The sequence below is a fragment of the Streptomyces sp. NPDC047971 genome (genome assembly GCF_040653355.1).
Lineage (GTDB): Bacteria > Actinomycetota > Actinomycetes > Streptomycetales > Streptomycetaceae > Streptomyces.
In genome coordinates, this window is record NZ_JBEZNW010000018.1 from 56,233 (window position 1) to 74,457 (window position 18,225).

The 18,225-nt window shown below is 70.9% G+C and carries 18 protein-coding genes; 2 read left to right on the forward strand and 16 right to left on the reverse strand.

The annotated features are described in order from the left end of the window. The 11 genes from nuoK to AB0D99_RS18810 are packed head-to-tail and all read right to left on the reverse strand — an operon-like array spanning position 1 to position 10,594. On the reverse strand, positions 1–300 hold the full coding sequence (gene nuoK, locus AB0D99_RS18760) for an NADH-quinone oxidoreductase subunit NuoK (protein ID WP_069927518.1): 300 nt from the start codon (positions 298–300) through the stop codon (positions 1–3). Beyond that, entirely contained in the window at positions 297–1,124 is an 828-nt protein-coding gene (locus tag AB0D99_RS18765) for an NADH-quinone oxidoreductase subunit J (protein ID WP_362362758.1), read from the reverse strand. Before AB0D99_RS18765 ends, nuoK begins: the two co-directional genes overlap by 4 nt. After that, positions 1,121–1,699, reverse strand: a complete 579-nt coding sequence (gene nuoI / locus AB0D99_RS18770) for an NADH-quinone oxidoreductase subunit NuoI (protein WP_362362761.1) — start codon at positions 1,697–1,699, stop codon at positions 1,121–1,123. The genes AB0D99_RS18765 and nuoI overlap by 4 nt, the downstream gene beginning before the upstream one ends. Beyond that, positions 1,692–3,047: an NADH-quinone oxidoreductase subunit NuoH gene (nuoH, locus tag AB0D99_RS18775; RefSeq protein ID WP_362362764.1), complete on the reverse strand. Its 1,356-nt coding sequence runs from the start codon at positions 3,045–3,047 to the stop codon at positions 1,692–1,694. The genes nuoI and nuoH overlap by 8 nt, the downstream gene beginning before the upstream one ends. Then, on the reverse strand, positions 3,044–5,527 hold the full coding sequence (locus AB0D99_RS18780) for an NADH-quinone oxidoreductase subunit G (protein WP_362362767.1): 2,484 nt from the start codon (positions 5,525–5,527) through the stop codon (positions 3,044–3,046). Before AB0D99_RS18780 ends, nuoH begins: the two co-directional genes overlap by 4 nt. Continuing rightward, entirely contained in the window at positions 5,524–6,873 is a 1,350-nt protein-coding gene (nuoF, locus tag AB0D99_RS18785; RefSeq protein WP_362362770.1) for an NADH-quinone oxidoreductase subunit NuoF, read from the reverse strand. Before nuoF ends, AB0D99_RS18780 begins: the two co-directional genes overlap by 4 nt. Then, on the reverse strand, positions 6,873–7,616 hold the full coding sequence (gene nuoE, locus AB0D99_RS18790; protein ID WP_362362773.1) for an NADH-quinone oxidoreductase subunit NuoE: 744 nt from the start codon (positions 7,614–7,616) through the stop codon (positions 6,873–6,875). Before nuoE ends, nuoF begins: the two co-directional genes overlap by 1 nt. Then, positions 7,613–8,935 (reverse strand): NADH-quinone oxidoreductase subunit D, encoded by a 1,323-nt coding sequence (locus AB0D99_RS18795; protein WP_362362776.1) that lies wholly within the window; start codon positions 8,933–8,935, stop codon positions 7,613–7,615. Before AB0D99_RS18795 ends, nuoE begins: the two co-directional genes overlap by 4 nt. Beyond that, on the reverse strand, positions 8,935–9,666 hold the full coding sequence (locus AB0D99_RS18800; RefSeq protein WP_362362779.1) for an NADH-quinone oxidoreductase subunit C: 732 nt from the start codon (positions 9,664–9,666) through the stop codon (positions 8,935–8,937). The genes AB0D99_RS18795 and AB0D99_RS18800 overlap by 1 nt, the downstream gene beginning before the upstream one ends. Continuing rightward, entirely contained in the window at positions 9,663–10,217 is a 555-nt protein-coding gene (locus AB0D99_RS18805) for an NADH-quinone oxidoreductase subunit B (protein ID WP_007383964.1), read from the reverse strand. The genes AB0D99_RS18800 and AB0D99_RS18805 overlap by 4 nt, the downstream gene beginning before the upstream one ends. Positions 10,218–10,234: 17 nt before the next feature. Beyond that, on the reverse strand, positions 10,235–10,594 hold the full coding sequence (locus tag AB0D99_RS18810; protein ID WP_030494815.1) for an NADH-quinone oxidoreductase subunit A: 360 nt from the start codon (positions 10,592–10,594) through the stop codon (positions 10,235–10,237). A gap of 661 nt (positions 10,595–11,255) precedes the next feature. Here AB0D99_RS18810 and AB0D99_RS18815 point away from each other — a divergent pair. Continuing rightward, the gene (locus AB0D99_RS18815; protein ID WP_362362782.1) at positions 11,256–12,074 is read left to right on the forward strand and encodes a C40 family peptidase; all 819 of its coding nucleotides are present in this window, start codon (positions 11,256–11,258) and stop codon (positions 12,072–12,074) included. An 80-nt stretch (positions 12,075–12,154) separates the two neighbouring features. Here the strand turns inward: AB0D99_RS18815 and AB0D99_RS18820 are convergent, their stop codons facing one another. Beyond that, positions 12,155–13,036, reverse strand: a complete 882-nt coding sequence (locus AB0D99_RS18820) for an NAD(P)-binding domain-containing protein (protein WP_362362785.1) — start codon at positions 13,034–13,036, stop codon at positions 12,155–12,157. A gap of 85 nt (positions 13,037–13,121) precedes the next feature. Here AB0D99_RS18820 and AB0D99_RS18825 point away from each other — a divergent pair, with 85 nt between their 5' ends. Beyond that, positions 13,122–14,165, forward strand: coding sequence for a helix-turn-helix domain-containing protein (locus AB0D99_RS18825; RefSeq protein WP_362362788.1), 1,044 nt, complete (start codon positions 13,122–13,124; stop codon positions 14,163–14,165). Here AB0D99_RS18825 and AB0D99_RS18830 read toward each other — a convergent pair. The 4 genes from AB0D99_RS18830 to AB0D99_RS18845 all read right to left on the reverse strand — a co-directional run bounded on the left by AB0D99_RS18830 (position 14,089) and on the right by AB0D99_RS18845 (position 18,143). Further along, a complete protein-coding gene (locus AB0D99_RS18830; protein WP_362362791.1) occupies positions 14,089–15,330 on the reverse strand; it encodes an ABC transporter permease in 1,242 nt (413 codons plus the stop codon). The genes AB0D99_RS18825 and AB0D99_RS18830 overlap by 77 nt on opposite strands. A 5-nt stretch (positions 15,331–15,335) precedes the next feature. Further along, positions 15,336–16,007 (reverse strand): ABC transporter ATP-binding protein, encoded by a 672-nt coding sequence (locus tag AB0D99_RS18835; RefSeq protein WP_362363000.1) that lies wholly within the window; start codon positions 16,005–16,007, stop codon positions 15,336–15,338. Positions 16,008–16,165: 158 nt separating this feature from the next. After that, positions 16,166–17,626: a peptidoglycan-binding protein gene (locus tag AB0D99_RS18840; RefSeq protein ID WP_362362794.1), complete on the reverse strand. Its 1,461-nt coding sequence runs from the start codon at positions 17,624–17,626 to the stop codon at positions 16,166–16,168. Then, positions 17,619–18,143, reverse strand: a complete 525-nt coding sequence (locus tag AB0D99_RS18845; protein ID WP_362362797.1) for a hypothetical protein — start codon at positions 18,141–18,143, stop codon at positions 17,619–17,621. The genes AB0D99_RS18840 and AB0D99_RS18845 overlap by 8 nt, the downstream gene beginning before the upstream one ends. Between the last annotated feature and the right edge of the window lie 82 nt (positions 18,144–18,225).

Below are 18,225 nucleotides of genomic sequence, written 5' to 3' on the forward strand. Positions count from 1 at the left end.
TCACAGCTTCATCAGGCTGGCGTCGTCGACCGAGGCCGAGTGGCGGGAACGGAACAGCGACACGATGATCGCGAGCCCGACCACGACCTCCGCGGCGGCGACGACCATCGTGAAGAAGGCGATGATCTGGCCGTCGAGGTTGCCGTGCATGCGGGAGAAGGCGACGAACGCGAGGTTGCAGGCGTTGAGCATCAGCTCCACGCACATGAAGACGACGATCGCGTTGCGCCGGATCAGCACCCCGGCCGCGCCGATGGTGAACAACAGGGCGGCGAGATAGAGATAGTTGACGGGGTTCACCGCGAGGCCTCCTCTTCGTCCCGGTCCCGGCCGAGCCGCTCCTCGGAGCGCTGCTCCAGCGCCTTGAGGTCGGCCAGCGCCTCGGTGGACACGTCGCGGATCTGACCGCGCTTGCGCAGCGTCTGCATCACGGTCAGCTCGGCGGGCGTGCCGTCGGGCAGCAGGCCCGCGATGTCCACCGCGTTGTGCCGGGCGTAGACACCCGGCGCGGGCAGCGGCGGCACGTGCTTGCCCTCGCGCACGCGCTGCTCGGACAGCTCCCGCTGGGTGCGGGCCCGTTCGGTGCGCTCCCGGTGGGTGAGGACCATCGCGCCGACGGCGGCGGTGATGAGCAGGGCGCCGGTGATCTCGAAGGCGAAGACGTACTTGGTGAAGATGAGGGCGGCGAGGCCCTCGACGTTTCCGCCGTACGCGCCGTTGGCCGCGCCGAGTCCGTTGAACTCGGTCAGGGACGCCTGGCCGATGCCGGCGATCAGCAGGATGCCGAAGCCGAGGCCGCAGGCCGCGGCCCACCAACGCTGCCCCTTGATGGTCTCCTTCAAGGAGTCCGCGGCCGTGACACCGACCAGCATGACGATGAAGAGGAACAGCATCATGATCGCGCCGGTGTAGACGACGATCTGGACGATGCCGAGGAAGTAGGCGCCGTTGGCGAGGTAGAAGACCGCCAGGATGATCATCGTGCCGGCCAGGCAGAGCGCGCTGTGCATGGCCTTCTTCATCAGGACCGTGCACAGGGCGCCGATGACGGCGACGGTGCCGAGGACCCAGAACTGGAACGCTTCGCCGCTCGACGTCGTGTAGGCGGCAAGGGTGGTGCTCATGCGTCCACCTCTTCCGGGTCGCCCTTCTCCCCCTTGGCGGTGGCCACCTGACGGACCGTGCCCGGCGCGGCCTCGGTGACCAGGCCCCGGTAGTAGTCCTGCTCGTCCATGCCCGGGTAGATGGCGTGCGGCGAGTCGACCATGCCCTCCTCCAGGCCCGCGAGGAGCTGCTCCTTGGTGTAGATCAGGTTCTCGCGGGAGGAGTCGGCCAGTTCGAACTCGTTGGTCATCGTCAGCGCCCGCGTGGGGCATGCCTCGATGCACAGTCCGCACAGGATGCAGCGGGCGTAGTTGATCTGGTAGACGACGCCGTACCGCTCGCCCGGGGAGTAGCGCTCCTCGTCGGTGTTGTCCGCGCCCTCCACGTAGATGGCGTCCGCAGGACAGGCCCAGGCGCAGAGTTCGCAGCCGACGCACTTCTCCAGGCCGTCGGGGTGACGGTTGAGCTGGTGCCGGCCGTGGAAGCGCGGAGCGGTCGTCTTCTGCTGTTCCGGGTACTGCTCGGTGAGCCGCTTCTTGAACATGGCCTTGAAGGTCACGCCGAAGCCGGCCACCGGATTCTGGAAATCAGACACCGTCCGTCTCCTTTCCCTCACTCGCAGTAGCAGTATCGGGGCCACCACTGACAACGAGGTCCCGGTCGTGCCGGGGCCTGCGCCGGGGTACGGGCGGCAGGGACTGTCCGGGCTTGGGCGGTACGGGGAACCCGCCGGCCATCGGATCGAAGGGGGGCTCGTCCTCGACCTCGGCGGCCTTGGCCCTTCTGTCGCGGAACATGTCCGCGATGAAGGAGAGCAGCAGGACGGCGATGACGGCGCCCGCGACGTACAGGACGATGTTCTGGAAGCCGACGTTCTCGTTGCGCAGGGCCCGGACGGTGGCGACCAGCATCAGCCAGAGCACCGAGACCGGGATGAGGACCTTCCAGCCCAGCTTCATCAGCTGGTCGTAGCGGACGCGGGGCAGGGTGCCGCGGAGCCAGATGAAGAAGAACAGCAGCAGCTGCACCTTGAGGACGAACCAGAGCATCGGCCACCAGCCGTGGTTCGCGCCCTCCCAGAAGGTGGAGATCGGGTACGGGGCGCGCCAGCCGCCGAGGAAGAGCGTCACGGAGACGGCCGAGACCGTCACCATGTTCACGTACTCGGCGAGCATGAACATCGCGAACTTGATGGAGGAGTACTCGGTGTTGAAGCCGCCGACGAGGTCGCCCTCGGACTCCGGCATGTCGAAGGGGGCGCGGTTGGTCTCGCCGACCATCGTGACGACGTAGATGATGAACGAGACCGGCAGCAGGACGATGAACCAGCGGTCCGCCTGCGCCTCGACGATCGCCGAGGTCGACATCGACCCGGAGTAGAGGAAGACGGAGGCGAAGGCGGCTCCCATGGCGATCTCGTAGGAGATCATCTGCGCGCAGGAGCGGAGCCCTCCGAGGAGCGGGTACGTCGAGCCCGAGGACCAGCCGGCGAGCACGATGCCGTAGATGCCGACCGAGGCGATGGCCAGCACGTACAGCATGGCGATCGGCAGGTCGGTGAGCTGCATCGTGGTGCGGTGGCCGAAGATCGAGACCTCGTTGCCGGCCGGGCCGAAGGGGATCACGGCGATCGCCATGAACGCGGGGGCCGCGGCGATGATCGGCGCGAGGATGTAGACGACCTTGTCGGCGCGCTTGACGACGACGTCCTCCTTGAGCATCAGCTTGATGCCGTCCGCGAGGGACTGGAGGAGGCCCCAGGGGCCGTGCCGGTTGGGTCCGACGCGCAGCTGCATCCAGGCGACGACCTTGCGCTCCCACACGATGGAGAACAGCACGGTGATCATCAGGAAGGCGAAGCAGAAGACGGCCTTGATCGCGACGAGCCACCAGGGGTCGGTCCCGAACATCGAGAGGTCTTCAGCAGCGAGCAGCGTGTTCATGCCTGCACCTCCGTCGAAACCGCCGCGCCGATGCGGACCAGGTCGCCCGGGTGGGCACCGGTGTCGGAGAGGACACCGCCCGCCGTGGAGTTCAGCGGGAGCCAGACCACGCGGTCGGGCATCTCGGTGACCTGGAGCGGGAGTCGGGTCGAGCCGGCCGGTCCGGTGACGGCGAGCAGGTCGCCGTCCTTGACGCCGGTCTCGGCGGCCGTGGCGGGCGAGAGCCGGGCGACGGCCGCGTGGCGGGTGCCGGCCAGGGCCGCGTCGCCCTCCTGGAGGCGGCCCAGGTCGAGCAGGAGCCGGTGTCCGGCGAGGACCGCCTCTCCCTCACCCGGCCGGGGCGCGCCCTGCGCGGGCTCGACGGGCTCGGAGGCCCGCTCGCCGTCCCAGCCGCCGAGGCGGTCCAGCTCCCGGCGGATCGCGCGCAGATCGGGCAGGGCCAGGTGCGCGTCGAGGGCGTCGGCCAGCATGTGCAGCACCCGGGCGTCCGTCGGGGACAGCGCCCTCGTCATCTGCTCGGGCTTCAGCGCGGCCTCGAAGAGCCGTGCCCTGCCTTCCCAGTTGAGGAAGGTGCCGGACTTCTCGGCGACCGCGGCGACCGGGAGGACGACGTCCGCCCGCTCGGTGACCTCGCTGGGCCGAAGCTCCAGGGAGACCACGAAGGCCGCGTCGAGCGCCTCACGCGCGCGTGCCGGGTCGGGCAGGTCGCGGACCTCCACGCCGCCGACGAGCAGCGCGCCCAGTTCGCCGGTGGCCGCTGCCTCGACGATCTGGCCGGTGTCGCGGCCGTAGCCGTGCGGGAGTTCGCGCACGCCCCAGGCGGCCGCGACCTCCTCACGCGCGCGTGGGTCGGTCGTGGGGCGGCCGCCGGGCAGCAGGGTGGGGATGGCGCCCGCTTCGAGCGCGCCGCGCTCGCCGGCCCTGCGCGGGATCCACACCAGCTTCGCCCCGGTCGCGGCCGCCGTCCGCACGGCGGCGGTCGGTCCGCCGGGTACGGCGGCGAGCCGCTCGCCGACGACGATGACCGCTCCGTCCTTCCGCAGCGCCTCGGCCGCGTGCTCGCCCGCCTCGTCGAGGCCGACCCGGGAGGTGAGGGCGTCCAGCCACTCGGTCTCGGTGCCGGGCGCCGCCGGAAGCAGCGTGCCGCCCGCCTTCACCAGGCCGCGGGTCGCGTGCGAGGCCAGCGCGTACGTCTTCTGGCCGCGCTTGCGCCATGCCTTGCGGAGCCGCAGGAAGACCCCCGGGGCCTCCTCCTCGGACTCGAAGCCGACGAGCAGCACCGCCGGGGCGGCCTCCAGGGAGGTGTACGTGACCCCCGAGCCGTCCAGGTCGCGTCCGCGCCCGGCGACGGTCGAGGCCAGGAAGTCGGCCTCCTCGCTGGAGTGGACGCGGGCCCGGAAGTCGACGTCGTTGGTGTCGAGGGCGACCCGGGCGAACTTGGCGTACGCGTAGGAGTCCTCGACCGTCAGTCGCCCGCCGGCCAGGACGCCGGTACGGCCACGGACCAGGCCGCGCGCCGCCGCCTCCAGCGCCTCGGGCCAGGAGGCCGGTTCGAGGGCGCCCGTCTCCGGGTTCCTTACCAGCGGAGTCGTCAGCCGGTCACGCTGCTGCGCGTACCGGAACGCGAACCGTCCCTTGTCGCACACCCACTCCTCGTTGACCTCCGGGTCCTCCGCGGCGAGCCGTCGCATGACCTTGCCGCGCCGGTGGTCGGTGCGGGTCGCGCAGCCGCCCGCGCAGTGCTCGCAGACCGAGGGCGACGACACCAGGTCGAAGGGGCGGGAGCGGAACCGGTACGCGGCGGAGGTCAGCGCGCCGACCGGGCAGATCTGGATCGTGTTGCCGGAGAAGTACGACTCGAAGGGGTCGCCCTCGCCGGTGCCGACCTGCTGGAGCGCGCCGCGCTCGACCAGCTCGATCATCGGGTCGCCCGCGACCTGGTTCGAGAACCGGGTGCAGCGCGCGCACAGCACGCACCGCTCGCGGTCGAGCAGGACCTGGGTGGAGATCGGTACCGGCTTCTCGTAGGTCCGCTTGTGGCCCTCGAAGCGGGACTCGGCCTGCCCGTGGGACATCGCCTGGTTCTGCAGCGGGCACTCGCCGCCCTTGTCGCAGACGGGGCAGTCCAGCGGGTGGTTGATGAGCAGCAGCTCCATCACACCGTGCTGGGCCTTCTCGGCGACCGGGGAGGTCAGTTGCGACTTCACCACCATGCCGTCGGTGCAGGTGATGGTGCAGGAGGCCATCGGCTTGCGCTGGCCCTCGACCTCGACGATGCACTGCCGGCAGGCGCCGGCCGGGTCGAGGAGGGGGTGGTCGCAGAAGCGCGGGATCTCGATGCCGAGCTGTTCGGCGGCGCGGATGACCAGGGTCCCCTTGGGGACGGAGATCTCGGCGCCGTCGATGGTCAGCGTGACCATGTCCTCCGGCGGTACCGCCGGGGAACCGCCGCCCGCGGGGCCGGCCGTGGTGACCGTCATGCCGTCACCTCCTTGTGGTTGTCCGCCCAGGCGGTCGACTTGGCCGGGTCGAAGGGGCAGCCCCGGCCGGTGATGTGCTGCTCGTACTCCTCGCGGAAGTACTGCAGCGAGGAGAAGATCGGGGAGGCGGCGCCGTCGCCGAGCGCGCAGAACGACTTGCCGTTGATGTTGTCGGCGATGTCGTTGAGCTTGTCGAGGTCGGCCATGACGCCCTTGCCGGCCTCGATGTCGCGGAGCAGCTGCACGAGCCAGTACGTGCCTTCACGGCAGGGCGTGCACTTGCCGCAGGACTCGTGGGCGTAGAACTCCGTCCAGCGGGTCACCGCGCGGACCACGCAGGTGGTCTCGTCGAAGCACTGGAGGGCCTTCGTGCCGAGCATCGAGCCGGCCGCGCCCACGCCCTCGTAGTCCAGCGGGACGTCGAGGTGTGCGTCGGTGAACATCGGGGTGGAGGAGCCGCCCGGGGTCCAGAACTTCAGCCGGTGGCCCGGCCGGATGCCGCCGCTCATGTCGAGCAGCTGGCGCAGCGTGATCCCGAGCGGGGCCTCGTACTGGCCCGGCGAGGCGACGTGGCCGCTGAGCGAGTAGAGCGTGAAGCCCGGGGACTTCTCGCTGCCCATCGACTTGAACCAGTCCTTGCCCCGGTTGAGGATCGCGGGAACGGACGCGATGGACTCGACGTTGTTCACCACGGTGGGGCAGGCGTAGAGACCGGCGACCGCGGGGAAGGGCGGGCGCAGCCGGGGCTGGCCGCGCCGTCCTTCGAGCGAGTCGAGCAGCGCGGTCTCCTCGCCGCAGATGTACGCGCCGGCGCCGGCGTGCACGGTGATGTCGAGGTTCAGGCCGCTGCCGAGGATGTTCTCGCCGAGGAGACCGGCGTCGTACGCCTCGCGCACCGCCTCGTGCAGGCGGCGCAGGACGGGCACGACCTCACCGCGCAGGTAGATGAAGGCGTGCTCGGAGCGGATCGCGTAGCAGGCGATGATCATTCCCTCGATGAGGGAGTGCGGGTTGGCGAAGAGGAGCGGGATGTCCTTGCAGGTGCCCGGCTCCGACTCGTCGGCGTTGACGACGAGGTAGTGCGGCTTGCCGTCGCCCTGCGGGATGAACTGCCACTTCATCCCGGTGGGGAAGCCGGCGCCGCCGCGCCCGCGCAGACCGGAGTCCTTGACGTACGCGATGAGGTCGTCGGGCGACATCGCGAGGGCCTTCCGCAGGCCCTCGTACCCCTCGTGCCTCTTGTACGTCTCCAGGGTCCAGGACTCGGGCTGGTCCCAGAACGCCGAGAGGACCGGCGCGAGAAGCTTCTCGGGGCTGCTGTTGTTCAGCTCGGGTGCCAAGGTCATCACTCCCCCTCCCCACTGGCCGATTCGCCGCGCGGGTGGACGATCTTGTGGTGCGGGGTCTCGCCCTTGGCCAGCCGCAGCCCGACGAGCGAGGCCGGGCCGGCCCCTCCGGTGGCCTCGACGGCCCCCTCGCGCTCGTCGGGGAAACCGGCCAGGATGCGCGCGGTCTCCTTGTACGTGCACAGCGGCGCGCCACGCGTCGGCTCGACCGGGCGGCCGGCCCGCAGGTCGTCGACGATCTTCTTGGCGGAGTCGGGCGTCTGGTTGTCGAAGAACTCCCAGTTGACCATCACGACGGGGGCGAAGTCGCAGGCCGCGTTGCACTCGATGTGCTCCAGCGTGACCTTGCCGTCCTCGGTGGTCTCGTTGTTGCCGACGCCGAGGTGCTCCTTCAGCTCCTCGAAGATGGCGTCGCCGCCCATGACCGCGCAGAGCGTGTTGGTGCAGACCCCGACCTGGTAGTCGCCGGAGGGCTTGCGGCGGTACATCGTGTAGAAGGTGGCGACCGCGGTGACCTCGGCGGTGGTCAGGCCGAGGACCTCGGCGCAGAACTTCATGCCGGTGCGGGTCACATGGCCCTCCTCCGACTGCACGAGGTGCAGCAGCGGCAGGAGCGCGGAGCGGGACCCCGGGTAGCGGGCGATGATCTCCTTGGCGTCCGCCTCCAGCCGGGCGCGTACCTCGGCCGGGTAGTCGGGGGCGGGGAGCTGGGGCATCCCGAGACTGGTCTGTCCGTCCGTCATCGGTCGACGCCTCCCATCACGGGGTCGATGGACGCGACGGCGACGATGACGTCGGCGACCTGGCCGCCTTCGCACATCGCCGCCATGGCCTGCAGGTTGGTGAAGGACGGGTCGCGGAAGTGGACCCGGTAGGGGCGGGTGCCGCCGTCGGAGACGACGTGCACGCCGAGCTCGCCCTTGGGCGACTCGACGGCCGCGTACGCCTGTCCGGCGGGGACGCGGAAGCCCTCGGTGACCAGCTTGAAGTGGTGGATCAGGGCCTCCATGGAGGTGCCCATGATCTTCTTGATGTGGTCGAGGGAGTTGCCGAGTCCGTCCGGGCCGAGCGCGAGCTGCGCGGGCCAGGCGATCTTCTTGTCGCCGACCATGACCGGGCCGGGCTCCAGCCGTTCGAGGCACTGCTCGACGATGCGCAGCGACTGCCGCATCTCCTCCAGGCGGACGAGGAAGCGTCCGTAGGAGTCGCAGGTGTCGGCGGTCGGGATGTCGAACTCGTAGTTCTCGTAGCCGCAGTACGGGTCCGTCTTGCGCAGGTCGTGCGGGAGGCCCGCGGAGCGCAGGATCGGGCCGGTGGCGCCGAGCGCCATGCAGCCGCTGAGGTCGAGGTAGCCGACGTCCTGCATGCGGGCCTTGAAGATGGGGTTGCCGGTGGCGAGCTTGTCGTACTCCGGCAGGTTCTTCTTCATGGTCTTCACGAACTCGCGCACGGCGTCGACGGCGCCGGGCGGGAGGTCCTGGGCGAGGCCGCCGGGGCGGATGAACGCGTGGTTCATGCGGAGTCCGGTGATCAGCTCGTACAGGTCCAGGATCATCTCGCGGTCCCGGAAGCCGTAGATCATGATCGTGGTCGCGCCCAGCTCCATGCCGCCGGTGGCGATGCACACCAGGTGGGAGGAGAGCCGGTTGAGCTCCATGAGGAGGACGCGGATCACGCTGGCGCGGTCCGGGATCTGCTCCTCGATGCCGAGCAGCTTCTCGACGCCCAGGCAGTACGCCGTCTCGTTGTAGAACGAGGTGAGGTAGTCCATGCGCGTGACGAAGGTGGTGCCCTGCGTCCAGGTCCGGAACTCGAGGTTCTTCTCGATGCCGGTGTGGAGGTAGCCGATGCCGCAGCGGGCCTCGGTGACGGTCTCGCCGTCGATCTCCAGGATCAGCCGGAGCACACCGTGCGTGGACGGGTGCTGGGGACCCATGTTGACGATGATCCGCTCGTCGTCCGCCTTGGCGGCGGACTCGACGACCTCTTCCCAGTCGCCACCGGTGACGGTGTAGACGGTGCCTTCGGTGGTCTCCCGTGCGGAGGCGTGTTCGGTGCTCATCAGCTGTACGACCTCCGCTGGTCAGGAGCCGGGATCTGGGCGCCCTTGTACTCGACGGCGATGCCACCGAGGGGGTAGTCCTTGCGCTGCGGGAAGCCCTGCCAGTCGTCCGGCATCATGATCCGGGTGAGGGCGGGGTGGCCGTCGAAGACGATGCCGAAGAAGTCGTACGTCTCGCGCTCGTGCCAGTCGTTGGTCGGGTAGACGGCGGTGAGCGACGGGATGTGCGGGTCGGCGTCCGGGGCGGACACCTCCAGGCGGATCAGCCGGCCGTGGGTGAGCGAGCGCAGGTGGTAGACGGCGTGCAGCTCGCGGCCCTTGTCACCGAGGTAGTGGACGCCGGAGACGCCCGTACAGAGCTCGAAGCGCAGGGCGGGGTCGTCGCGCAGGGTGCGGGCGACGCGGACGAGGTGCTCGCGGGCGATGTGGAAGGTCAGCTCGTCGCGGTCGACGACGGTCTTCTCGATCGCGTTCTCCGGCAGGAGGCCCTGCTCGTCGAGGGCGCCCTCGAGTTCGTCGGCGACCTCGTCGAACCAGCCGCCGTAGGGCCGGGTGGCCGGGCCGGGGAGCCGTACGGAGCGGACGAGGCCGCTGTAGCCGGAGGTGTCGCCGCCGTTGTTGGCGCCGAACATGCCGCGCTGGACGCGGACCTCCTCGCCGTGCTCCCCGCGCTGCCCGGGCAGGTTCTGCTCGGAGAGCTCCTTCTCGGGGTTCGGAGTTTCGTCGCTCACCGGAGCAGACCCTTCATCTCAATGGTCGGCAGGGCCTTGAGCGCCGCTTCCTCCGCCTCGCGGGCCGCTTCCTCCGCGTTCACGCCGAGCTTGGAGCTCTGGATCTTCTGGTGGAGCTTGAGGATCGCGTCCATCAGCATCTCCGGGCGCGGCGGGCACCCCGGCAAATAGATGTCAACCGGCACAATGTGGTCAACGCCCTGCACAATCGCATAATTGTTGAACATTCCGCCTGAAGAAGCGCAAACCCCCATAGAGATGACCCACTTGGGGTTGGGCATCTGGTCGTAGACCTGCCGCAGGACGGGCGCCATCTTCTGGCTGACGCGGCCGGCCACGATCATCAGGTCGGCCTGGCGCGGTGAGCCACGGAAGACCTCCATGCCGAAGCGCGCCAAGTCGTACCGCCCGGCGCCGGTCGTCATCATCTCGATGGCGCAACAGGCGAGGCCGAAGGTCGCGGGGAAGACGGACGCCTTGCGCACCCAGCCCGCGGCCTGTTCGACCGTCGTCAGCAGAAAGCCGCTCGGCAGCTTCTCTTCGAGTCCCATAGGTGCCCCTCAGCCCCTCAGTCCCATTCCAGGCCGCCGCGCCGCCACACGTAGGCGTAGGCGACGAAGACGGTGAGCACGAAGAGCAGCATCTCCACGAGCCCGAAAAGCCCCAGGGCGTCGAAGGTGACGGCCCAGGGGTAGAGGAAGACGATCTCGATGTCGAAGACGATGAAGAGCATCGCCGTCAGGTAGTACTTGATGGGGAAGCGTCCGCCTCCGGCCGGCGTCGGCGTCGGCTCGATGCCGCACTCGTACGCCTCAAGCTTTGCCCTGTTGTACCGCTTTGGGCCGATTAGCGTGGCCATGACCACGGAGAAGATCGCAAACCCCGCACCCAGGGCACCGAGCACGAGGATGGGCGCGTACGCATTCACGCTCCTCGCTCCTTCCAGTCGTCCTTGACCGTTGGACCGCACGGTCGGGCCATGGAAGATCGCCCCCATGTGAGGCAGTTCACAAGCCCGACTGCTCCGCATCCTATGCCCGCCCCTCTGTGATCTGCGACACGGGGTACGCCAAGGACTTTGTGATCTCCACCACCTGACGAAGGATCATGAAGTCGGATGAGCGGTGATCTTGGCACTCGAAGCGCCCAGGTGATCACCAGTTGTGACATCCGGACCGGAAAGCGCTGGTCGGAGGGGGTGGTGCTCTATCAAGAGGTGGGCCATGCAAGCAAATTGGCACTGGACCTCGGACAGGTGATAAAGCAACCGGCCGTCGCCCGGTCGAGGGCACTCGCGGACGGGAGTGGACGCGTGCATGCATTCACGAGCTCGAATGTGACCTGCACCACACCGCCACCCTCCCGAAGAAAGCGGGGCTTGGCCATCGGTGTGAAGAGGTGGTAAGCGGCGGTCAATTCGGACGTTTCACTGAAAACCCGTGATCAAGGGCCTGATAGGCCATGCCCGAATTGTCCGTTACGGCGTCAATAAGGGCGCGGAGTAAGCGGATTATGTGGTTCCGAACGTAACTGTGGCGCAACCCACGTTTCTTGAAGGGAACCGTGAAGCCCTGATAGCGGTTGTCCTCATGTCCCACACCGCTCACATACCCAGCCACCGGAAGCCCCGCCGCAGCGCCTCGAAGCTCGCGCTCCGGGCAGGAGTTGCCGGTGGCGTCCTCAGCACCATCGCGGTGGCCGGTGCTGCCGGGCCGGCGAATGCCGAGCCGGTGACCGAGACCATCGAGATGCCCACTCTCGGATCCCTCGACATCGACCTGGCGAGCGCCGTCTCCGCCTCGGCCGAGGCCTCCCAGCAGGAGGCCCTCGACCTGAGCCTGCAGGCCCAGGAGAACGCCGCCATCGCGAAGGCCGCCAAGGACGCCAAGAAGGCGAAGGCGGAGGCCGACCGCAAGGCCGAGGCCGAGAAGGCCGAGAAGGCCCGCGCCGAGGCCCGCGAGCGCGCCTCCCGCACCCAGGCCCGCACCGCGCTCTCCGCGCCCTCCGACAGTGGCTCCTCCTCCAGCGACGACAGCGGTTCGCAGGTGGCCACCGGTTCCGCCGCCGCGATCGTCGCCTTCGCCCGCGCCCAGGTCGGCGACGCCTACATCTCCGGCGGCACCGGCCCCAACTCCTGGGACTGCTCCGGGCTCGTCCAGGCCGCCTACCGCCAGGCCGGCGTCGACCTGCCGCGCATCTCGAACCAGCAGTCGTCCATGGGCACGTCCGTCTCGCTGAGCAGCCTGCAGCCGGGCGACATCCTGTACTGGGGCAGCCGGAGCGGTTCGTACCACGTGGCGATCTACGTGGGCGGCGGCAAGTACGTCGGTGCGCAGAACCCGTCGACCGGTGTCGTCGAGCGCTCCCTCGACTGGGACATGCCCTCCGGCGCGGTGCGGATCCTCTGATCACCCGCGTCCCGTAGCGCGCGAAAGGCCGTCACTCCTCGGGGGAGTGACGGCTTCTCCCTTGCCTGTGTGCTTTTGTCCTACTTGCCCCGGAAGACCTCGATGATCCGGGCGTAGCTGTCCCCGCCGTGCCCGGCGTCGACCGCGGCGCGCATCAGCTCCAGATGCAGTCCGGGCAGCCGGTCGTCGACGCCCCGCGCCTCCCCCGCGTGCAGCAGGTGCCCGATCGCCGCCACCTGGACGTCGATCGTGGCGTCCGCGCCCGGGTACTCCCCCGCGTCGATCTGCTCGGCGTATCCCGTCATGAACCACGAGACGGTCTTCAGCCAGCGGTTCGCGAGCGCGGTGAAGTCCTTGGCCGCGACCCCGTCCGCGCCCACGAGGGCCGTGGCGTGCAGCCAGCCGCCGAAGACCGACCACATGAGCCCGAGCAGCCCGGCGTCGTACAGCGAGGCGAGCCCGGCGTCCGGGCCGAGGTCGACCGGGTCGCCCAGCACCTCAAGGGTCGACCGGTGCTCGTCGAGCAGCGCGGGCGCACCCGCGTAGAGGATCATGTTGGAGCTGTCGCCGACCCCCGGCGGGGTCGTCATGATGCCGCCGTCCAGATAGCCGATGCCGTGTTCCGCCGCCCACTTCGCCTCCGCGCGGGCCTGCTCCGGGGAGCCGCTGGTGAGGTTGACCAGCGTCCGGCCCCGCAGCGACGCGGCCACCGGGGCGAGGAGTTCGCCCACGGCCGGGTAGTCCAGGACGCAGACCACGACGAGGCCGCTCGCCTCGACGGCCTCGGCGACGGTGGCGGCGCGGGCGGCGCCCCGGGCGACCAGCGCGTCGGCCTTGCCCTCCGTACGGTTCCAGACGGTGGTGGGGTGGCCCGCGGCGAGGAAGGCCTCGGCGAGGGCTCGGCCCATCTGCCCGAGGCCGATGACGGTGACGTTCTGCTTGTTCATGTGCCGTGCGTTCATGCCCTCCACGCTCGCAGCGGCGGAATCCGGCCGACAGTGGCAGAACCGACGGCTCCCGCACGATTCCTGCCGTAGGGTCGGCGGCATGAGCCCCGGGGTCGTCGCCATCGCCGTCGTACCGGACCGACGGGTCGGCACCTCGTTGTGGGAGCTGTACGAACTCTCCATCGCCGCGACGGTCTTCGGCATCCCCCAACCCGACCTCGCCGACCCCTGGTACGAGCTCCGGCTCTGCGGGGACTCGGGTGACACCGGGGTCTTCTCCGTGCGGACCGACCACGGTCTCGACGGACTCGTTGACGCGGACACCGTCATCGTGCCGTCCGTGCCCGACGCGGTCGTGGAGGACGGCGAGGAGGTGCCGGCCGAGATCGTCGAGGCGCTGCGCGCGGCCGCCGCGTCCGGTGCGCGGATGGTGTCCCTGTGCACGGGCGCCTTCGCGCTCGCCGCGGCCGGACTGCTCGACGGCCGGAGGGCGACCGCCCACTGGCAGCACGCCCGGCAGCTCGCCGCCCGGCACCCCGCGGTGATCGTCGACGACTCCGTCCTCTACACGGACGAGGGGAACGTGTTGACGAGCGCGGGGGCCACCGCCGCGCTCGACCTGTGCCTGCACCTCGTACGCAGGGACCTCGGCGCGACGATCGCGGGTCAGCTCGCGCGGCGCCTGGTCGTCCACGCCCATCGCGCCGGCGGGCAGGCGCAGTTCATCGAGGCGCCCCTGCCGCCGAGCGACGACGACAGCCTGGGACCCGTCCTGCAGTGGGCCACCGAGAACCTCGCCGCGCCGTTGACCGTCGACGACCTCGCCCGGCGGGCCCGGATGAGCCCGCGCACCTTCCACCGGCGGGTGCAGGAGACGTACGGCACCACGCCGCTGCAGTGGCTCCTCCAGCAGCGGGTGGCCCGTGCCCAGGTCCTGCTCGAATCCACCGACCTGCCCGTGGAGCAGGTCGGCGACCGCAGCGGCCTGGGCACGTCGGCCAATCTGCGACGCCACTTCACCCGGACGGTCGGGGTCTCCCCGTCCGACTACCGGCGCGCCTTCCGGTTCAGCGACGCAGCGCCTCCGCGGGTGCGATCCGCGACGCCCGCCACGCCGGATAGAGCCCTGCCAGCACCCCGGTGACCAGTCCGATCGCGGGCGCCGCCGCCACCGTCGCCGAGTGCACGACCGGCGTCCAGTCCCGTACGAGCGCCACGGCGATCACCGTCGAGACGCCCAGCGCCGTGCCGACCAGTCCTCCGATCGCCCCCAGAACCCCTGATTCCGTGAGGAACTGGACGGTGATGTGCCGCCCCCTGGCGCCGAGTGCCCGGCGCAGGCCGATCTCCCCGGTCCGCTCCAGCACCGCCACCAGCGTGGTGTTGGCGATCCCGACCGCGCCGATCACCAGACAGATGGCGGCCAGCAGCAGGAAGAGCTGATTGAGGTCGTCGGTCACGCCGGCCCGCAGCGTCTTCGGATCCGGCGGCGGGATCGCCTTCAGGTACTCCGGGTGGTCCGGGCGCAGCGCCACCGGCGCCTCGTGCGCGATCTGCTCGGCCGCGCCGGCCCGGGTCGCGATCAGCATCTTCGCGTCCCCCTGCTGGGGCGGCCCCCACAGCTTCTCCGCGGTGGTCCGCGGCACCGTCACCGACATCAGCACGTCGGCCCGGCGCTTCACGTCGTCGACGATGCCCGCGACGGTGAACGGCTCGTCGCCGATGAAGACCGCGGGACTCGTCTCCAGCGTGGTGATGCCGAGCCGGGCCGCCACGGACGCCCCGAGCACCACCACCGGCTGGCCGCTCCGCGACGCGAAGTCGTCGTACAGCCGCCCCTGCGCCAGCTTCGGCACCGCGGCTCGCAGCGCGCCCGGGGAGGCGGCCACCACGTCGACCTGCTCGCCGGCCGCTCCGTCGCCGACCGGCGCGGACCGGACCGTCGTGCCGGGCTTCAGCCGGACCGTCCAGTACACCCCGGCGTGCTCGACGCCGCCGAGCCGCTCGATCCGGGCGTCCGCGTCGGCGGGGAAGGCGGGATCGGCGAACTCGTTCTGCTCCTGGGCGATGTCCTCGACGGTGACCTCGGTGGCGGTCAGCAGATCGAACCGGGAGTCGATCTGCGAGGACGTCGTCGCGGTCAGTCCGAGGATGGCGACGAACGTGCCCACGCCCAGGACGGTGCCGAGCGCGGTGAGGACCGAGCGGCCCGGGCGCTGGAGCATCCCGGCGAGGGCCTCGGACAGGACGTCCCGGGCGGCGAGCCGGGACGGCTCGACCACACGCGGTGCGGATCTGCGCGGACGCATACGGCTCACCCCACCCTCGCCGGCTCGCTCAGCACCCCGTCGCGGATGGTCACGGTCCGCTCGCCGCGCGCCGCCACCTCCGCGTCATGGGTGATGACCACGATCGTCATGCCCGAGGCGTGCAGTTCGGCGAGGAGCCCGAGGACGGACTCGGCGTTGTCCGAGTCGAGGTTTCCGGTCGGCTCGTCGCACAGCAGCAGCGACGGGCGCCCCGCGAGCGCCCGGGCGATGGCCACGCGCTGGCGCTCGCCTCCCGAGAGCCGTCCGGGCAGCGCGTCGACGCGGTGGCCGAGGCCGACCCGTTCCAGCGAGGCACGGGCCCGCGCCCGGCGCTCGGCGCGCGGCACGGCCGAGTACACCATCGAGAGCATCACGTTCTCCGTCGCGCTGCGGTGGGGCAGCAGATGGAAGGACTGGAAGACGAAGCCGATACGGCGGCCGCGCAGCGCCGTGCGGTCGCCGTCGCGCAGCCCCGCGGTGTCGATGCCGTCCAGCAGATAGCTGCCGCCGGTGGGCGCGTCGAGCAGTCCGGCGACGTTCAGGAAGGTGGACTTGCCCGAGCCGGACGGGCCGACGATCGTGATGAACTCGCCTTTCCCCACGACGAGTTCGCACGGTCGGAGCGCGGTGACCGGCGGTGGCCCGGGGTAGGTGAGGCTGACCTGGCGGAACTCCATGACGGGGGTGCCGGGAGCGGGACCGGTGCCGGGGGCGGGGCCGGCGACGGAGGCAGGGCCGGGACCGGTGCCGGTGCCGGGGCCGGGACCGGTGCCGGGGCCGGGACCGGTGCCGGGGCCGGGACCGGTGCCGGGGCCGGGACCGGTGCCGGGGCTGCTCACGAGCCGGCCCCGGACGCGCCCGCGGCGCCGCCGGGGTTGATCCCGGTGACGACCTTGTCGCCCTCCTCAAGACCGCCGTCCGCGAGCGGGGTGACCTCCACGAAGCCGTCGCCGGTCGTGCCGGTCCGTACCTCGATCCGCTCCTGTCTGCCCCGCCCGTCGACGGTGGTGACGACGGTCCTGCCGTCGGGGCCCGCCGAGACCGCCGTGATCGGGACGACCAGCGCCTTGCCGTCGGTGGAGGCGGCCTCGATGGTCAGCCGCACCTCCTGCCCCGCCAGTTCGGAGGGCAGTTCGCCGGCGGGCTGGGCGGTGAAGAGATAGCCGACCGCGCCGGCGGCTCCGCCGCCGCCCTGGCTCCCGTCGCCGTCGCCACCACCGCCGTCCTGCGGGGCGCCGCCCTGCGGATCCTGCTGCCGGGAGGGCGAGTCGGCGACGGCGACGACCTTCGCGTCGATCTCCCTGCCCGAGTTCTCCTCCAGGATCTTCACCTTCTGCCCGACTCTGACCATGCCCTTCTGGTGGTCCTGGAGGTGCCCTTGCGCCACCAGCCTCCCGGAGGACAGCGTCATCACCGTGCCCTGAACCGGCGCACCGGGCCGTGCCGGAACGGACGCGACCCGGGCCGGGAAGCCCTGGACGAAGACGACCTCCCCGGCCGGAAGCATCGGGCCGGCCGCGGCCCGCGCCTTGGCGAGCGCGGTGCGCGCGGTCAGCAGGTCCGCCTCGGCCCGGTCGCGCGCCTTGCGCAGGGTCTTGTCCTGGGTCCGGTCCGTGTTGGCCTTGAGGGCGTCGCGGGCGTCCTCGGCCGCCCGTTCGGCGCCGGTGACCGTGGCCTCGGCACCGTCCACGGCCGCGCCCTCGTCGTCCACGGCCGGCCGGGGGTCGTAGCCGATCGAGGCGTAGAAGTCCCCGACCGCGTTCTTCGTCCCCTCGCCGAAGGTGCCCCTGGCGTCGCCGCCGCGCCCGTGGCCGAGCGCGGCGAGCGCCTCCTGCAGCTGCTTCACGTCGTCCCCGGTCGCGCCGGGCTTGAGGTCCCGGTAGACCGGCAGCCCGCCCTTCAGGACGAAGACGGGACGGCCGGATATCTCCAGGAGGACCTGGCCCTGCCGGACGGTGGCGCCGCTTCTGACCGGGACCTTGGTGACCACCGGGGCGCCGCTCCCCTCGGCGCCCGAGGCGACCGGTGCGACCTGCACGGTCTGGCCGGCCGCGACGGTGCCCCGCAGGACGACGGTCTCGGCGAGCACCCGCTTCTCGACGCGGGCGATCAGGACGTCCGGAGGGGGCGGCTCGGCGTCCGCCGCCACCTGGGACGGCGACTTGATGAACGTCCCGGCGACGATCCCGCCCCCGGTCAGGACCACCGCGCCGACGACCAGACCGACGACCCAGAGGCGGCCGCGGGAGAGCCGGGAGCCTTCGGCTCCGGAGTCGGGCGAGGTGTCCTCAGCCACCGACGACCGTCCCCCCGCTCGTACCACCGGCTGCCGGGGAGCACTTCTTCAGGGCTTCGATCACCTTCTGGTCGCCCTTGATCTTCTCGGCCAGCGCGCCGTCGAGCGCCACCTCGCCGGTCTTGGGGTCGGGGTCGGGGTAGTCCGTGACGCCTTCCCCGCGTACGCATGCGGAGATCTTCCTCGCCTCGGCGAGCGCCGCCGGGTCGGCCTGGCCCTGGGCCGGCAGCTTGCTCGCGCAGGCCGCCTCCGCCTCGGTGATCGCCTCGGGCTCGTTGGCGTCCTTGTCGACCCGCTTCTCGCCGCTCCCGGTGTCCTGGAGCGTGAGGCCCTGCGCGGCCAGGCAGTCGTAGTACCCGGCCCAGTCCGCGGTCTTCTCCGAGGGCGAGGCCGAGGCGGCAGGGGGCCGGGTGCTCCCGCCCGCCTTGTCCGGGGATGCGCCGTCCCCCGAGTTCGCGCATCCCGCGAGCCCGAAGGCGGCGATCAGCAGAGGTACGACGGCCGTACGGCGTGTCATCACAAAGGTCCTTCCGGAGGGCTTCCCATGCAGAGGGGAACGCGCGAAGAGGGGCCGTCGCGGCGCTGCGCTACGTCGCGTC

What these genes read in the sequence shown, in the direction of transcription:
- nuoH (WP_362362764.1), bottom strand. Translation starts at nt 3,047, where the DNA reads ATGAACACGCTGCTCGCTGCTGAAGACCTCTCGATGTTCGGGACCGAC.
- AB0D99_RS18835 (WP_362363000.1), bottom strand. Translation starts at nt 16,007, where the DNA reads ATGGAGTTCCGCCAGGTCAGCCTCACCTACCCCGGGCCACCGCCGGTC.
- AB0D99_RS18815 (WP_362362782.1), top strand. Translation starts at nt 11,256, where the DNA reads ATGTCCCACACCGCTCACATACCCAGCCACCGGAAGCCCCGCCGCAGC.
- AB0D99_RS18830 (WP_362362791.1), bottom strand. Translation starts at nt 15,330, where the DNA reads ATGCGTCCGCGCAGATCCGCACCGCGTGTGGTCGAGCCGTCCCGGCTC.
- AB0D99_RS18765 (WP_362362758.1), bottom strand. Translation starts at nt 1,124, where the DNA reads ATGAGCACCACCCTTGCCGCCTACACGACGTCGAGCGGCGAAGCGTTC.
- AB0D99_RS18820 (WP_362362785.1), bottom strand. Translation starts at nt 13,036, where the DNA reads ATGAACGCACGGCACATGAACAAGCAGAACGTCACCGTCATCGGCCTC.
- AB0D99_RS18795 (WP_362362776.1), bottom strand. Translation starts at nt 8,935, where the DNA reads ATGAGCACCGAACACGCCTCCGCACGGGAGACCACCGAAGGCACCGTC.
- AB0D99_RS18845 (WP_362362797.1), bottom strand. Translation starts at nt 18,143, where the DNA reads ATGACACGCCGTACGGCCGTCGTACCTCTGCTGATCGCCGCCTTCGGG.
- AB0D99_RS18780 (WP_362362767.1), bottom strand. Translation starts at nt 5,527, where the DNA reads ATGACGGTCACCACGGCCGGCCCCGCGGGCGGCGGTTCCCCGGCGGTA.
- nuoE (WP_362362773.1), bottom strand. Translation starts at nt 7,616, where the DNA reads ATGACGGACGGACAGACCAGTCTCGGGATGCCCCAGCTCCCCGCCCCC.
- AB0D99_RS18825 (WP_362362788.1), top strand. Translation starts at nt 13,122, where the DNA reads ATGAGCCCCGGGGTCGTCGCCATCGCCGTCGTACCGGACCGACGGGTC.
- nuoF (WP_362362770.1), bottom strand. Translation starts at nt 6,873, where the DNA reads ATGACCTTGGCACCCGAGCTGAACAACAGCAGCCCCGAGAAGCTTCTC.
- AB0D99_RS18805 (WP_007383964.1), bottom strand. Translation starts at nt 10,217, where the DNA reads ATGGGACTCGAAGAGAAGCTGCCGAGCGGCTTTCTGCTGACGACGGTC.